The organism is Blautia sp. MSJ-36, from assembly GCF_018917985.1.
GTDB lineage: Bacteria > Bacillota > Clostridia > Lachnospirales > Lachnospiraceae > Blautia_A.
Genome location: NZ_JAHLPQ010000009.1, coordinates 57,779 through 73,536, shown reverse-complemented (window position 1 = coordinate 73,536; position 15,758 = coordinate 57,779). Strand labels below are relative to the sequence as shown.

Below are 15,758 nucleotides of genomic sequence, written 5' to 3'. Positions count from 1 at the left end.
GGAGTTTTATTATTATGTTAGCAAGAATTCAGGAATGTATCCTTTACCGTAATTTTTCAAACGGTGAGATACTGAACGATATGACAGAGCTTATCAATCTTTATGAATCTGATGAAGAAGCTCTCAAGGCAAAAGAAGACCAGTTTTTCAAAAGTGTCAACGGGCTGGTGGAACTGGCAGGAATGTATGGATTTTCCGGAAATATCTGGCATACATATCTTACATTCCTTCTGGTAAATCATGAGAACGCTTTCAGCATGGCAAGCGAGATCCGGGGAGCCATCAAAGGCAGCATCAATGAGCTGGCAAAAAATGATTTCCAGATCTTCAAGGAACTGTACGATTTTGATATCACAGTCTTTGATAAAGTGTTCGGGACAGCATGCTGCAAGGTGATCTGTGACTATCAGACACCGGATGAGAACAGTAAGCTCTTTAATACCAGGATCCGTGACCGTATCTGCCAGATGAGCAAAACTCTGGCAGCAGCTGCCACAACAGAAGAGTTCATGGATGATATGGTATCTTTCTACAAAGATTTCGGCGTTGGCAAGCTGGGCCTTCACAAGGCATTCCGTATTGGTCATGACGAGGACGGCAAGGTAGAGATCCAGCCTATCACAAGGATCGCACATGTGAAGATCGATGACCTGGTAGGATATGAGATCGCCAAGAAAAAACTCATCGACAATACAGAAGCGTTTGTCCAGGGAAGAAAGGCCAACAATTGCCTTCTTTTCGGTGATGCGGGAACCGGTAAATCTTCCAGTATCAAGGGTATCCTGAATCAGTATTATGATCAGGGACTCCGTATCATTGAGGCCTACAAGCATCAGTTCCAGGACCTCAATGAAGTGATTGCCCAGATCAAAAACCGTAATTATCGTTTTATTATTTATATGGACGATCTTTCCTTTGAGGAATTTGAGATTGAATATAAATATCTGAAAGCAGTGATCGAGGGCGGTCTTGAGAAAAAACCGGACAATGTCCTGATCTATGCAACAAGTAACCGACGTAATCTTGTGCGTGAACGTGCGGCAGACAAGCTGGAGATCGCAGATGAAGATGATCTGCATTCTTCCGATACCGTACAGGAGAAACTTTCCCTGGTATATCGTTTTGGAGTCCGTATCTATTTTGGCAAACCGGACAAAAAACAGTTCCAGGAGATCGTCCGCACACTGGCAGCCCGTTATGGCGTTACCATGCCGGAAGATGAGCTTCTTCTGAAAGCCAACCAGTGGGAACTTTCTCATGGTGGCCTGACCGGACGTGCCGCACAGCAGTTTATTGATTATATTGTGGGAACAGAGGAAGAAAAGAGAAAATAGTCCACCTGTGTATTGGGGGAAAGGATGATGAACTATGGCGGTGACAACCTTTGCGGCAATTGATATAGGATCCTATGAAGTCAGCATGAAGATTTTTGAAATGTCAAAGCGGACCGGTTTCCGGGAGATTAATGACGTTCGTTACCAGCTGGAACTGGGGCGGGGAACTTATGCGGCTGGACGGCTTGAGATGGAAACTGTGGATGAACTCTGTGGGATCCTTGATGATTTTAAACGCATGATGGCTGACTTTGGGGTGGAAAGCTGGCGTGCGTGTGCCACAAGCTCCCTGCGTGAACTGGAGAATCCGGTGATTATTCTGGAACAGATTTTCCAGAGAACCGGGATCCGTGTGGAGATCTTAAGTAATGCGGAACAGCATTTTCTGGGATATAAATCCATTGCGGCCATTGAATCCGGCTTCAAAAAAGCCATTCAGAAAGGCACGGCAATTCTGGACATCGGAGGTGGAAACCTGCAGATTTCTCTCTTTGACAAAGATGCTCTCGTACTGACTCAGAGTATCCGTATGGGAAGTCTTCGTATCCGTGAACGGCTGAAAGAACTGGAGAAAACGACTCCACATTATGACCGGCTGGTAGAGGAATTTATCCGTAATGACCTGATGTGTTTCCAGAGACTTTATCTTAAGGACAAAGAAATTTCCAATCTGATCCTGATGGGAGATTTTCTCACAGATACGATTTTTCAGGACAGATCCGGGGAAAATATGATCACAAAGGAAGAGTTCCTGAAAAAATACGAGACTATCGTAAACATGTCCGACTATGATCTTGCAGAATCCATGGGGCTGGAACCGGAATATGCTTCCCTGATCGTGCCGAACATGGTTATCATCCGCAATTTCATAGAGATTTTTCAGGCAGAAGCGCTGTGGATCCCCGGTGTTTCTCTTCTGGATGGAATTGCCTATGATTATGCGGAAAAAAACAAATATCTGAAAAGCGCCCACAATTTTGAAAATGATATCCTGGTGGCGTCCGCAAATATTGCCAAAAGGTATTCCAGTGGAAAGAATCATATTGCAGGAACCACCGATCTGGCACTGGATATTTTTGACAGTACAAAAAAAATCCATGGCATGGGAAAACGTGAACGCCTTCTTCTGCAGATTGCGGTTCTTCTTCATGACTGCGGAAAATATATCAGTATGAGTGATGTTGCAGAATGTTCCTACCGGATCATCATGGCGACGGAGATCATAGGCCTTTCCACAGAGGAACGGCAGGTGATCGCAAGTGCGGTGCGGTATAATACCAGAGAATTCGGCTGCTACGAAGAAATCAACCGTGAAACTTCCATGAACAAGGAAAATTATCTCCTGACAGCGAAGCTAACAGCCATTCTCCGTCTGGCCAATGCCATGGACAGAAGCCATTACCAGAAGGTAAAAGCTCTCAATGTAACATTGAAGGACAGAATTCTTTATCTGGTAGTGGATTCTGCGAAAGATGTTTCCCTGGAACTGGGTCTTCTGAAGGATAAAAAGGAATTTTTTGAAGAGGTGTTTGGCATCCGGCTTGTAATGAGACGGAAAGGAAGAAGATAACGGAGGAGGTTTTTGTATGAAATTTAAGGAATTTGACAAACCGGAATATTTTGTAAACAGAGAGCTGAGCTGGATCAAATTTGACGACCGCGTACTCAGTGAGGCCAGGGACAAAAATCTGCCTCTGTTTGAGAGACTGAAATTTTTGAGTATTACCTCATCCAATCTGGATGAATTTTATATGGTCCGTGTAGCATCCCTGAAAGACCAGGTTCATGCAGGGTACAAAAAAACGGACATTGCGGGAATGACAGCCAAAGAGCAGCTGAAAGCCATCAGCCAGCAGACCCATGATCTGGTTCACGTACAGTACAGTACATTAAACCGGTCTCTGGTTCCTGCCCTTGAAAAAGCAGGACTTCATGTGATCTTTGAGCATGAGGTATTTTCCGAGAAACAGAAAGAATTTGTGGACCGGTATTTTGAGGATAATGTATATCCGGTTCTGACACCCATGGCAATGGATTCTTCCAGACCATTTCCGCTGATCCGTAACAAGACACTGAACATCGGAGCACTTCTTTCCAGAAAAGATACCAAAAAAGGAAAAGAAGAGATAGATTTTGCCACCGTGCAGGTGCCTTCCGTGCTTCCGAGAGTGGTGATCATCCCTTCCGAAAAAAAAGGTCATACAACGGTAACGCTTCTGGAGCAGATCATTGAGCGGAACATCGACAAACTGTTTTTAAGCTACGATGTGATCTGTGCACATCCGTACCGGATCATGCGTAATGCAGATCTTTCCATCGATGAGGATGAGGCGGAGGATCTTCTGGTGGAGATCCAGAAACAGCTGAAAAAGCGTCAGTGGGGCGAAGTGATCCGTCTGGAAGTGGAAGATAAGATGGACCCGAGGCTTCTGGATATCCTGAAGATGGAGTTCCAGGTTCATGGAGATGATATCTTTTTTATTAACGGACCGCTGGATCTGACCATGCTGATGAAGGTTTACGGTATTGACGGATATGATCAGTTTAAAGAGCCGAAGTATAAACCGGCGGCAGTACCGGCATTCCAGAATGATAAAGATATTTTCCAGGTGATCCGGGAGGGGGATGTGTTCCTCCATCACCCATATATGAGTTTTGATCCGGTGGTGAATTTTGTGCGCCAGGCGGCAAAAGACCCGGATGTACTGGCAATCAAGCAGACATTGTATCGTGTCAGCGGCAATTCCCCTATTATTGCGGCGCTGGCTCAGGCTGCGGAAAACGGCAAGCAGGTTTCTGTTCTTGTAGAGCTGAAAGCACGTTTTGACGAGGAAAACAATATCGTCTGGGCCAAAATGCTGGAAAAAGCAGGCTGCCATGTAATTTATGGTCTGGTAGGACTGAAGACACACAGCAAGATCACCCTTGTTGTGCGGAGAGAAGAAAACGGAATCCGCAGATATGTGCATCTGGCAACTGGAAACTATAATGATTCCACAGCCAAACTTTATACAGACTGCGGTATTTTTACCTGTGATGAGCGGTTTGGTGAGGATGCAACGGCTGTCTTTAACATGCTTTCCGGATATTCCGAGCCGAAACGCTGGAATCGTCTGATCGTTGCGCCCATCTGGATGAAAGACCGTTTTGTAAAAATGATCGAGAGAGAAGCACAGCATGCGAAAGACGGAGAAGAGGCCCACATTGTGGCGAAGATGAATTCCCTGTGTGACCCTGCGATCATGGCGGCACTGTATTACGCTTCTTCCTGCGGTGTAAAGATCGATCTTCTGGTTCGTGGTATCTGCTGTCTGAAAGTGGGCATTCCGGGTATCAGTGAAAATATCCATGTGCGTTCCATTGTCGGCAATTTCCTGGAGCACAGCCGGATTTTCTATTTCCACAATGGTGGTTCCGATGAGATCTACATGGGAAGTGCAGACTGGATGCCACGTAATCTTGACCGTCGTGTGGAGATTGTTTTCCCTGTAGAAGATGAGGGAATCAAGGACGAGATCAAACATGTGCTGGATCTGGAATTCCGTGATAATGTAAAAGCGCATATCCTTAATCCCTCCGGTCTCTATGAGAAGCAGGACAAACGAGGAAAAACCCTGATAAATTCTCAGATGGAATTCTGCCTGGAAGCCACCGAGCGGGCCAAAGCCGCAAAAAAAGAGAAGAAAGAAAAGAAGAGAGTCTTCGTACCGGCCGAGCCGGCGGAGGATATTGAAAAATAATGTAGGAACGAGAATTGAAGACAATCAGGAAATGCTGGAAATTGAACTTCGAATAAGAGACAATAATCAGCCAGAATCTATCCAGGCATAAGCCAGGACCCTACAGAAGAGATAATAATAAGATACATAAAGAAAAGGACAGCCATATCATATCAATGTATGATACAGCTGTCCTTAAATAATATTCTTAAAGATTATCCATATTACGTTAACATGACATAATACTCACCAGGCCTGAAATACATTGTCGTTTCTAATAACACTTCTTACAAGCCTCATACCCCGCAGCTTCCGCCTGTGCGCGGGTCATCTCCGTAGCATTATCCGGGTTCATATTTCCGCAGTTGGGGATCCGGTGATACTTGCTTCCGGTAGCGGAGATCCATACCATATCTCCGACCGGTTCCGGATCAGCCTGCACTTCAGCCTGAGAATCCCCGGCCCCATTGGAAGAACTATATCCGGATGTACCAGAATTATCATAAGCAGAAGAAGGCTGCGTACCAGTATCTGATTCATCACCCGCAGAATAATCATTACACGGACTCTGGTTCCACTCAATGTTATTTCCGTCACTGACCGCGATCACCGTACCTTGCTTATCCGTACGGAACACCTGGATTCCCATATCGGCAAGTTTGTCCATAGTATCCTTATGTGGATGCCCGTAGGAATTACCTGCGCCGCAGCTGATCACTGCATATTCCGGAACTGTCTCCTGGAGCAGATCCCAGGTAGTAGCAGTGGCAGAACCATGATGCCCCGGAACAATCACATCGCAGGAAAGATCCAGTCCCAGATTACAGATCGCTTCCTCACCGGCAGACTCCGCATCTCCCGTAAACAGGAAATGATTGCTTCCGTTTTCCAGTCGGATCGCAACAGAATTATCGTTATCATTGCTGCTGATGGACTGGGGAGAAAGAACCGTAAATTTCCCGCTTCCGAAAGAGAAATCCGTTCCAGGTTCCGGATGCTGCACAGTCAGTCCCTGAGCGGCAACGCTGTTTTCGAAAGATTGATAGATCTTCGTATCCTGCACATAATCCGCACCGATCACGTTTTTTATGGAAAAACTGTCCAGACATCCAACAAGACCGGCCACATGATCCTCGTCATAATGGGAGGAGATCATATAATCGATGGTGGAAATATTCTGTTTCTGCAGATACGAAACCACGAAACTGGAATGTCCCCGGTCACCGCCGTCATACAGAAGATTCTTACCTCGCGACTGGACCAGGATGGAAAGTCCTTGTCCAACATCCAGAAAATGGACAGCCATCGTCGTGTCAGCAGAAGCAGCCTCAGCTGTATAAGCAGCAGAGGGAACTCCTGCCGTTGTCAGCAGAACAAGCAACAGCGAAAGAAAAAACGCCTGCAGCTTTCTGCGAAAAGAAAGTTTGTGATGCATGAGAAGTCACCCCTTATCTTAAGTTTTTTTTCAGGGGAAATTATAAAACAGAAAATAAAAAAATGCAAAAAAGTATCAAAACATATAGTTGATTACACTTTTGATGACACCCCTGTTTTTCATCACTTCCGGAACAACGAAAAAAACAGTTAGAATAAGATTTCTAACTGCTTCATCTGATAGCCAGTACGGGAATCGAACCCGTGTTTCCGCCGTGAGAGGGCGGCGTCTTAGCCCCTTGACCAACTGGCCATATTCATTTGTTTCTGTCGTTTAAATTGTTTCCCTCAACCGACTTCGTTAGTATATAACACTTTTTTTCAAAATGCAAGTACTTTTTTCATTTTTTTTAAAAAATTTTTCGGGGAGTTTCAGGAACCGGATTTTACTTGCAGTTTTAAAGGGGGTTTGATAGAATAGATAGGCTGTGGCGGCTGAAGAAATCAGTCTTTTAACCAAATCAAGTAAGTCCCCTGCTTGACCCGAATTAAAGAAGTCCCCAGCGGGGGTGCGAATATCTGCCTGCTGGACAGACAGATTTCCTGAGCTGCTATACTGTGAAAAGAAAAAAGGAATATTTTACAGAAATCAATATAGTAACTATATAATATAGTAGGAATATAAATGTCTGCTTTACGAAAAAGCAAATTTCTGATATAATACAAACAAATGTTCGAAAAGAAAAAGAAAGGAATCAGTGGAATGGCAAAAAAAGACACTTATGATGCGGACAGTATCTCTGTCCTGGAAGGCCTCGAGGCCGTACGAAAGCGCCCCGGTATGTACATCGGAAGCGTATCCAGAAAGGGACTGAACCATCTGATATATGAGATCGTAGACAATGCGGTAGACGAGCACCTTGCAGGATATTGCAGCCTGATCCATGTAGTTCTTGAGAAGGACGGTTCCTGTACAGTAGAAGATAACGGACGAGGAATCCCGGTAGATATGCATGCCAAGGGCGTGTCAGCGGAACGACTTGTTTTTACAACTCTTCATGCAGGCGGTAAGTTTGATAATTCCGCATATAAGACAAGCGGTGGACTTCATGGCGTGGGCTCTTCGGTTGTAAATGCATTGTCCACCTATCTGGATATTAAGATCAGCCGTGACGGCTATGTACATCATGACCACTATGAGAGAGGAATCCCTACCATTGAACTGGAAGCAGGACTTCTCCCGAAGCTGGGGAAAACCAGAGGAACCGGAACCTGTGTGAACTTCCTTCCGGACCCGGAGATCTTTGAGAAAACAAGATTCGGGGCAGCCGATGTAAAGAGCCGTCTTCACGAGACTGCTTACCTGAACCCGGAACTTACGATCCATTTTGAGGACCGAAGAGGGGATACGATCGAAGATATCCAGTATCATGAGCCGGAGGGAATCGTGGGATTTATCCGTGATCTCAATAAGAACGCACAACCACTTCATGATCCGGTCTACTTTAAAGGAGAGGCAGACGGAATCCAGGTGGAGATAGCTTTTCAGTTTACCAATGAATTCCGTGAGAACGTCCTTGGATTCTGTAACAATATCTACAATGCAGAAGGCGGAACACATCTGACCGGTTTTAAGACAACCTTTACAACCGTAATGAACACTTACGCACGTGAGATCGGTGTACTGAAAGATAAAGATTCCAACTTTACAGGAGCAGATATCCGAAATGGTATGACAGCCGTTGTCTCCATCAAACATCCGGCACCCCGTTTTGAGGGCCAGACCAAGACCAAGCTGGACAACCAGGATGCGTCCAGAGCCACCGGTAAAGTGACAGGGGAACAGCTGGTACTCTTCTTTGACCGAAACCTGGAAACACTGAAGACGGTACTTTCCTGTGCGGAAAAAGCGGCCAAGATCCGTAAGACGGAAGAACGTGCCAAGACCAATCTTCTCACCAAGCAGAAATACTCTTTTGATTCCAACGGCAAGCTGGCCAACTGTGAGAAGAAAGATCCGTCTCTCTGCGAGATCTTTATTGTAGAGGGAGATTCCGCCGGCGGTTCTGCCAAGACTGCCAGAGACCGTAACTATCAGGCTATCCTGCCTATCCGCGGTAAGATCCTCAATGTAGAGAAGGCCACCATCGACAAGGTACTGGCCAATGCGGAGATCAAGACCATGATCAACGCTTTTGGATGCGGCTTTTCCGAAGGATATGGAAACGATTTCGATATTACCAAACTCCGTTACGATAAGATTGTGATCATGGCCGATGCCGATGTGGACGGAGCACATATCTCCACGCTGCTTCTGACATTATTCTACCGTTTTATGCCGGAACTGATCTATGAGGGACATGTATACATTGCCATGCCGCCTCTTTATAAAGTAATGCCCAAGAAGGGACAGGAGGAATATCTTTACGATGACAAGGCCCTGGAGAAATACCGCCGGAGCCATAAACCTGGAAGTTTTACCCTTCAGAGATATAAAGGTCTGGGAGAGATGGACGCCCAGCAGCTGTGGGAGACGACTCTGAATCCGGAAACCAGGATGATGAAACGTGTGGAGATCGAAGATGCCCGCATGGCTTCTGATGTGACAGAAATCCTGATGGGAAGCGATGTTCCGCCACGTAAGGCATTTATCTACGAGCATGCTACAGATGCAGAGCTGGATATCTGATCGGATAGAAATTGGGAGAATAAACTATGAATACGAAACAGGACAATATCATCCGCACAGACTATGCGGAGATCATGCAGAAATCATATATCGATTACGCGATGAGCGTTATCATTTCCAGAGCGCTGCCGGATGTACGTGACGGACTGAAGCCGGTGCAGCGCCGTACTCTTTACGATATGTACGAGCTGGGTATCCGGTACGACCGCCCTTACCGTAAATGTGCCCGTATCGTAGGAGATACCATGGGTAAATATCATCCACATGGAGACAGTTCCATCTATGATGCCCTGGTAGTAATGGCACAGGAATTCAAAAAAGGCCGTACACTGGTTGACGGACATGGAAACTTCGGTTCCATCGAGGGAGACGGAGCCGCAGCCATGCGATACACAGAAGCCCGCTTGGAGAAGCTGACACAGGAAGTCTTTCTGGAAGATCTGGATAAGAACGTTGTGGACTTTATGCCGAACTTCGACGAGACAGAGAAAGAGCCTGTGGTACTTCCGGTGCGTATCCCGAACCTTCTTGTAAACGGAGCAGACGGAATCGCCGTAGGTATGGCCACCAGCATTCCGCCTCACAACCTGGGCGAGGTGGTGGATGCAGTGAAGGCATACATGAAAAATAACGATATCAGTACCAGAGGCCTGATGCGCTATCTGAAAGGACCGGATTTCCCGACAGGTGGTATCGTAGTAAACAAGGACGACCTTGTAAAGATCTATGAATCCGGAACCGGCAAGCTTCGTATCCGCGGACGTGTGGAAGTGGAGAAGCTGAAAGGCGGCCGCCAGCAGCTGGTGATCACAGAGATCCCTTACACCATGATCGGTGCCAACATCGGAAAATTCCTCAACGATATCGCAACTCTTGTAGAAGCCAAGAAGACAACGGACATTGTGGATATTTCCAACCAGTCATCCAAGGAGGGAATCCGTATTGTTCTGGAACTGAAGCGTGACGCAGATGTGGAGAACCTTACCAACATGCTCTACAAGAAGACCAGGCTTGAGGATACCTTTGGTGTCAACATGCTGGCAGTTGCAGGCGGAAGACCGGAAACACTGGGACTGAAGCAGATCATCGCCCATCACGTAGACTTTGTATTTGAAGTCAATTCCAGGAAATATACCACGCTTCTTGCAAAGGAGCAGGAAAGACGGGAAATCCAGGAAGGCCTTATCAAAGCCTGCGATGTTATTGACTTGATCATCGAGATTCTCCGCGGCAGTAAGAGCCGTGACCAGGTAAAAAAATGTCTCACAGATGGTATTACAGAGGGAATCAGATTTAAAACCAAGACCTCCGAAAAAGCGGCAAAAGCCCTGAAATTTACAGAGAAGCAGGCCACAGCCATTCTGGATATGCGCCTTTATAAACTGATCGGACTGGAAATCGATGCCCTGATGAAAGAGCATGAGGAGACCATGAAGAATATTGCAAGGTATGAGGATATTCTGAACAATTATGATTCCATGGCAGCTGTGATCATGACAGAACTGGATCAGATCAAGAAGGAATACGGCAGCAAACGTAAGACTTCCATAGAGAATGCAGAGGAAGCGGTTTACGAAGAGAAGAAGATGGAAGAGACAGAAGTCTGCTTCCTGATGGACCGTTTCGGATATATCCGTCTCATTGACAAGAACGCCTATGAGCGAAACAAAGAAGCTGCCCATGCAGAGAGTCGGTATGTGTTTACCTGCATGAATACAGACAAGATCTGCATTTTTACAGATACCGGAAAGCTTCATACAGTGAAAGCAGAGGATATTCCGCTGGTGCGTTTCCGCGACAAGGGAGTTCCTGCGGACAATCTGGGTAATTATGACAGTACTACCGAGCAGATCCTCTATGTGGCTCCGCTGAGCCAGGTAGCAGCTTCCACAGTACTTTTTGTTACAGAAAATGGTATGTGCAAGCTGGTAAAAGGTGACGAGTTCCGCGCTTCCAAACGTACCATTGTTTCCACCAAGCTTATGGAAGATGACCGCCTGGTATTCGTAGGTGCGGCAGACGAGATGGATCAGGTAGTATTCCAGTCAGAAAAAGGCTACTTCCTCCGCATCATGAAAACCGAGATCTCCGTTACCAAGAAAAACGCCATGGGCGTCCGCGGCATGAAACTTACCGGCGAAGACCGTATCCACCACGCCTACCTCCTGGAAAGCCGCCAGGAATACGCTATTACCTATCATGACAAGCAGTATGTGCTGAATAAAGTCAAACTTGCCAAGAGAGACACCAAAGGTGTGAAGCCGAGAGTATAATTAAAAACCCACCAGTCAAATTACAGCCTCCACTGTAATCTGTCTGGTGGGATTTTTTTACCCTCTTGACAGCGGTGTGGGCCATCTCCTATAATAAATTAGACTGAACTAACACATCCGCAAATATAAATGAAGTTCAGAAAAGAAAAAACAATGAAAAAGAATCAAGAGTTTACAGAAGAACTGGGCCACAGTATGCCTTCTTCCCGGCGGGAAACCGAGGAAGATATGCTGGAAGAGCTCTGTTTTCTTGCGAAAAAAAGTGTACAGATCACCATCCCAGAGATCTGTGGACAGATGGAGATGACCAGGCGGGAGGTGCTGGCTTATCTGAAACAGCTTGCTGCCCAGGTACCATCCCGAAAGATACCTATTCCAATAACGGCGTGTATTTAAGCATGTATGTAGATGCCATGGGTTATGCGCCGGACGCTTTCCTTCAGATTGATTATGCAGAAAAAAAAGAATCCGGCGATCCGTCCCTGAACTTTACAACCGAGGTCAGCACTGCAGAGGTGGAGCAGTTTGGTAACTACAACGTAACTTCCCAGGTAACAGTAAAAGACGGACGAATTACCGATGTGGCTCTTGCAGGAAATGATTTCAAGGGAACCCATGCAGATGATAACCAGATGTACCTGAACAAGGCAATCAACGGCCTTGGAAGCACAAAGGGAATGAAAGAGAAGCTTACCGGCCTTTACATGAACGATGCCCAGAAACTCAATGATCTGGATACCGTTACCGGAGCTACCTATTCTTCCAACGCAATCAAAAACGCAACCATGAATGCACTTGGTGTAAAGATCGAGCAGGAAGTAATTCCGGATGCTCCGTCTGAGAAACCGGCTGCAGGACTTTATTACATTGAGATGAAAGACCGTACTGACGTGGTAGACCACGGTCTGGTAGGCGAGAGCAAAAAAGCCGGCGCATATCTTCGTGTAGATGATGCCGGAAAAATGTGGCTGACCTACAAGATGGTTTCCGGAACAACCGGCGAGCCGCTGTACGTTCTGGGCTATAATGGATACTATCCAAACGGAGATATCAGCAAAGCTCTTTCCATGGAAGGTGTCACTTATTCCACAGAGAAGATGACAGCACCGACCATCGGTGACTGCTCCGTTGTTACAGATATCACCGTTCCCCTTGACGGAATCAGCCAGACTTACGTCAATAACGTATCCCTTTATGTGGAAGCTATGAAAAACCTCAACGGCGAGGTTTCCGGAGTAAACTTTGACCACGGTAAATTTAACATCAATTCTACCATCACCCTGTACTGGGATACTCTTGACAATCTTTCCGAGGGTACCAACGCTGCCAAACTTGCTACACTTTCCGACGGCGTTTACAAATTAAACGGCCAGATGGTCAAGGTAAACAAAGTGGATATGTCCATGAGCAACAATGCTTTCAACCACAATGTAAAACTGGTAATGAAAGATGGACTTCCATACATCAGCATGAACTTCAACAGCCTGACGGTTGGTTCCCTGAAAGGTTACCTGAAGGATCTGAACTATTATGCAACCGGATACACCGTTTCCAAGACCGGTGAGCCAAGCGGTACACTGCTTCCGGTTCAGGTAGATTCCCTTCAGAAGTTCTCAAATGGAAAGACTCTGAAAGATGACTTCGGAACCAATTATCCGAATGATGTAACATTCCCACTCTGCCAGGAGGCTATGACGGAAGAAAATGGGGAATACGTTCCGATGCAGGTATTTGTTCCGATTATGGATGCCATTACCGCAGGTACCGGAAAGCAGAATGTTTACCTGAAACTGGATTACTCCACACTGAAGAAAACAACTGCAGATGACAAGGATTTTGCAGAGACAGAGAAAGCTCCGACAGATCCGTCAGCCATCAAAGCACAGACCATCACTGTTACCGTAAAGAACACCAAAGGTGTTGTTTCCAAGAAATACGGGGACAAAGCATTCTACCTTGGCGCAAAGGCAAAAACAGGACTGACCTACAAGTCTTCCAACACAAAGATTGCTACCGTAGACAGCAAAGGTAAAGTTACCATCAAAGGTGTCGGAACTGTAAAGATTACCATTACCGCAAAGGCAAGTACAAGCTACAAGGCAGCAACAAAGACCATAACCATCAAGGTTGCAAAGGCAACTCCGGTACTGAAAACAAAGATCACTTCCAAGGCTATTTCCTACAGCGCACTGCGTAAGAAATCCCAGGTGTTTACACTTGGCGCTTCCACAAGCAGCAAAGGAACCCTGACTTATGCAAAAGCATCCGGAAGCTCCGCTTTCACTGTAAACAGGACAAACGGAAAAATCACCGTGAAGAAGGGCCTGAAAAAAGGAACTTACAAGATCAAAGTGAAAATTTATTCCAAAGCAACCACCAGGTACAATGCAGGAAGCAAGATCGTTCTTGTTACTGTAAAAGTAAAATAAATTTCTGAAAAACCAATAAATAAAGTTTAACTTTCCCCCTCGTCCTGCCGGGTGCTTCCCCTGGCACAGAAAGCAGGATGCAGGGGGATTCAGGTAGTATGGCGGCCGGAAATTTCTTCCAAAAGAAAAGCCGTGTACCATGGAATACGGAATTTATCTGAAAGATCCTTTTTCTCTGGAAACCTGGGATAATCCGTCGAAGTTCTGGAAACAGAAAAAATATGACCGGAAACGGGAAACCATAGCCCTTCTTTTTTACGGCCATTCCTATCCCAATGATTTTCTCCCTGTGGTACAGGCTGTGGCAGAGAAAATGGGAGAAAAATATAATATTCTGCTGGTGGCTTTTTCCCAGAATGAGGACGGAGATCTGAAAAAACTGAAAGCTTTTCTGAACCAGCCGGGAATTACGGTTTCCGCAGTGATCAGCCTGATGCCTTTCCGGCTTGGGGCAGGTCCCATGGGCGGTGACGCGGATCAGGCCGTGGAAATTCTGAAAGAACTGGATGTTCCATATCTGAAACCTTTTTGCCTGACCAGGGTTTCCGGGGAAGAATGGCAGATGGCAGACGGAGTAAATCCAGGAGAGTTCCTGATCAGTATTCTTCTTCCGGAGCTGGATGGAGGAACCCTGACGTTCCCTGTAGGAGTGATGGGAAATAGAACCCACGGGGAAAAAGGACCTCTGCTTCCATGCATGGTACCCATTCCGGAGCGAATCCAGGCGCTGGATGGGAGACTTTCTGGACTTCTGGCTCTGCAGAAAAAGAAAAACAGTGAAAAACATCTGGCCATTGTGTTCTATAATTATCCGCCGGGAGAGAGCAATGTGTTCGGAGGGGCTTTTCTGGATACGTTTGCATCGGCGGCGGAGCTGTTAAAAGGGCTGAAAGAGGCCGGTTATGATACGGAGGAACGTTCCGGGGAAGAACTTCAGGAGCTGTTTGTCACAGGCGGACACTGCAATCTGCCACAGTGGTGTGAGGAGGCGGAGGCCATGATTGCCAAACGCCGTTCCCTGGCAACCCTGATCAGTTACCGGGCGCCGGAACTGAAAAAAAGTGATCTGTACGGGGATTTTCAGGAGCTGAAAGAGATGATCGGAGAATACCGGGAAAGCCTTCAGAGTGCTCCGGAGCGCTGCGGGGATCTTCTGGAAAATATCGGGGTGCAGTCCGGAAAATGTGGCTTTCTTAAAAGAAATGCAGGAGAAAGCTGCTCAGAGAAGGATCTGGATTTTCTGGAAGAACAGCTCTATGAATATGAAAACAGCCTGATTACGGACGGACTTCATAAGATCAGCCAAGAAGAAATCAGTGGGCTGCTCCATGGATTAAACGGCAGATATGTTCCGGTGGGGACAGCTGGTGATGTGGTGAAAAATCCGGACATCCTGCCTTCCGGCCGGAATCTGGTGCAATTTGACCCGAGACTGATACCAACCAGGACTGCCTGGGAGAGAGGACAGAAGGCAGGGCGAAACCATACCTGATTGACAATCTGAATGCCATGCTCCGTCAGATCCTGCTTCTTGGGGAATCACCGCAGCAGAACTATTTTACGGCAAATACGGAAAAAATGGCCGAAAAACTCCAAAAAGACCATCCGGAAATGGATGAGCAGACAATCCTGGATCTGTTTTACGGTTATTCCTTCCGGAAGCATGGTACGCAGGCAAAAGAGGTATTGTGTGAGTAGACTTTTGCAAAAAGCGCAGTGCTGTCCATTCTGGAGCGGGTGTACAGTGAACGGGAACGGGCCGGTATGGTGGTGTTTGAAAACCGGAAAGCCATAGAGGTTCTGGAAACAGAAAAACGGAAGAATCCGGAAGAACCAGGAATTCTTGTGATTCTCACCGACGGAAAGGCAAACTTGAAATACAAGTAACTGAATATATTACAAAAAGATATTAAATGTGTTTAAATATATTTATTATTTTC

11 protein-coding genes and 1 tRNA gene are annotated in these 15,758 nt (G+C 46.3%); 10 read left to right on the top strand and 2 right to left on the bottom strand.

Annotated features, from left to right (window positions below; all coding sequences use genetic code 11):
* The first annotated feature begins 14 nt into the window (after positions 1-14).
* The 3 genes from KQI39_RS08690 to KQI39_RS08680 are packed head-to-tail and all read left to right on the top strand — an operon-like array spanning position 15 to position 5,074.
* On the top strand, positions 15-1,334 hold the full coding sequence (locus KQI39_RS08690; protein WP_216417827.1) for an ATP-binding protein: 1,320 nt from the start codon (positions 15-17) through the stop codon (positions 1,332-1,334).
* A 34-nt stretch (positions 1,335-1,368) separates the two neighbouring features.
* On the top strand, positions 1,369-2,904 hold the full coding sequence (locus KQI39_RS08685) for a Ppx/GppA phosphatase family protein (protein ID WP_216417825.1): 1,536 nt from the start codon (positions 1,369-1,371) through the stop codon (positions 2,902-2,904).
* A 16-nt stretch (positions 2,905-2,920) separates the two neighbouring features.
* Positions 2,921-5,074: an RNA degradosome polyphosphate kinase gene (locus KQI39_RS08680; RefSeq protein ID WP_216417823.1), complete on the top strand. Its 2,154-nt coding sequence runs from the start codon at positions 2,921-2,923 to the stop codon at positions 5,072-5,074.
* Positions 5,075-5,327: 253 nt separating this feature from the next.
* On the opposite strand, the gene KQI39_RS08675 is transcribed toward KQI39_RS08680, so the two are convergent.
* A complete protein-coding gene (locus KQI39_RS08675) occupies positions 5,328-6,488 on the bottom strand; it encodes a ComEC/Rec2 family competence protein (protein WP_216417821.1) in 1,161 nt (386 codons plus the stop codon).
* A 180-nt stretch (positions 6,489-6,668) separates the two neighbouring features.
* Positions 6,669-6,740, bottom strand: a tRNA-Glu gene (locus tag KQI39_RS08670).
* Between the two features lie 450 nt (positions 6,741-7,190).
* On the opposite strand from KQI39_RS08670, the gene KQI39_RS08665 reads away from it, so the two are divergent.
* The 7 genes from KQI39_RS08665 to KQI39_RS17565 all read left to right on the top strand — a co-directional run bounded on the left by KQI39_RS08665 (position 7,191) and on the right by KQI39_RS17565 (position 15,705).
* Complete coding sequence (locus KQI39_RS08665) at positions 7,191-9,116, top strand: DNA gyrase/topoisomerase IV subunit B (protein WP_118170294.1); 1,926 nt, start codon at positions 7,191-7,193, stop codon at positions 9,114-9,116.
* 26 nt (positions 9,117-9,142) lie between these two features.
* On the top strand, positions 9,143-11,389 hold the full coding sequence (locus KQI39_RS08660; RefSeq protein WP_216417819.1) for a DNA gyrase/topoisomerase IV subunit A: 2,247 nt from the start codon (positions 9,143-9,145) through the stop codon (positions 11,387-11,389).
* Between the two features lie 153 nt (positions 11,390-11,542).
* Entirely contained in the window at positions 11,543-11,785 is a 243-nt protein-coding gene (locus KQI39_RS08655; protein WP_216417817.1) for a hypothetical protein, read from the top strand.
* A 2-nt stretch (positions 11,786-11,787) separates the two neighbouring features.
* Positions 11,788-13,818: an NEAT domain-containing protein gene (locus tag KQI39_RS08650; RefSeq protein ID WP_216417816.1), complete on the top strand. Its 2,031-nt coding sequence runs from the start codon at positions 11,788-11,790 to the stop codon at positions 13,816-13,818.
* A 139-nt stretch (positions 13,819-13,957) separates the two neighbouring features.
* Positions 13,958-15,310: a cobaltochelatase subunit CobN gene (locus KQI39_RS08645; RefSeq protein ID WP_216417813.1), complete on the top strand. Its 1,353-nt coding sequence runs from the start codon at positions 13,958-13,960 to the stop codon at positions 15,308-15,310.
* A 17-nt stretch (positions 15,311-15,327) separates the two neighbouring features.
* Positions 15,328-15,516 carry a hypothetical protein gene (locus tag KQI39_RS08640; protein ID WP_216417811.1) on the top strand — a complete coding sequence of 63 codons (189 nt, stop codon included), beginning with the start codon at positions 15,328-15,330 and terminating at the stop codon, positions 15,514-15,516.
* Positions 15,517-15,582: 66 nt separating this feature from the next.
* Positions 15,583-15,705 carry a hypothetical protein gene (locus KQI39_RS17565; RefSeq protein WP_256443732.1) on the top strand — a complete coding sequence of 41 codons (123 nt, stop codon included), beginning with the start codon at positions 15,583-15,585 and terminating at the stop codon, positions 15,703-15,705.
* Positions 15,706-15,758: the final 53 nt, after the last annotated feature.

Bases quoted from the DNA above. Each gene is read 5' to 3' on its own strand.
- KQI39_RS08690 (WP_216417827.1), top strand. From the start codon at position 15: ATGTTAGCAAGAATTCAGGAATGTATCCTTTACCGTAATTTTTCAAAC.
- KQI39_RS08685 (WP_216417825.1), top strand. From the start codon at position 1,369: ATGGCGGTGACAACCTTTGCGGCAATTGATATAGGATCCTATGAAGTC.
- KQI39_RS08680 (WP_216417823.1), top strand. From the start codon at position 2,921: ATGAAATTTAAGGAATTTGACAAACCGGAATATTTTGTAAACAGAGAG.
- KQI39_RS08675 (WP_216417821.1), bottom strand. From the start codon at position 6,488: ATGCATCACAAACTTTCTTTTCGCAGAAAGCTGCAGGCGTTTTTTCTT.
- KQI39_RS08665 (WP_118170294.1), top strand. From the start codon at position 7,191: ATGGCAAAAAAAGACACTTATGATGCGGACAGTATCTCTGTCCTGGAA.
- KQI39_RS08660 (WP_216417819.1), top strand. From the start codon at position 9,143: ATGAATACGAAACAGGACAATATCATCCGCACAGACTATGCGGAGATC.
- KQI39_RS08655 (WP_216417817.1), top strand. From the start codon at position 11,543: ATGAAAAAGAATCAAGAGTTTACAGAAGAACTGGGCCACAGTATGCCT.
- KQI39_RS08650 (WP_216417816.1), top strand. From the start codon at position 11,788: ATGTATGTAGATGCCATGGGTTATGCGCCGGACGCTTTCCTTCAGATT.
- KQI39_RS08645 (WP_216417813.1), top strand. From the start codon at position 13,958: ATGGAATACGGAATTTATCTGAAAGATCCTTTTTCTCTGGAAACCTGG.
- KQI39_RS08640 (WP_216417811.1), top strand. From the start codon at position 15,328: ATGCTCCGTCAGATCCTGCTTCTTGGGGAATCACCGCAGCAGAACTAT.
- KQI39_RS17565 (WP_256443732.1), top strand. From the start codon at position 15,583: ATGGTGGTGTTTGAAAACCGGAAAGCCATAGAGGTTCTGGAAACAGAA.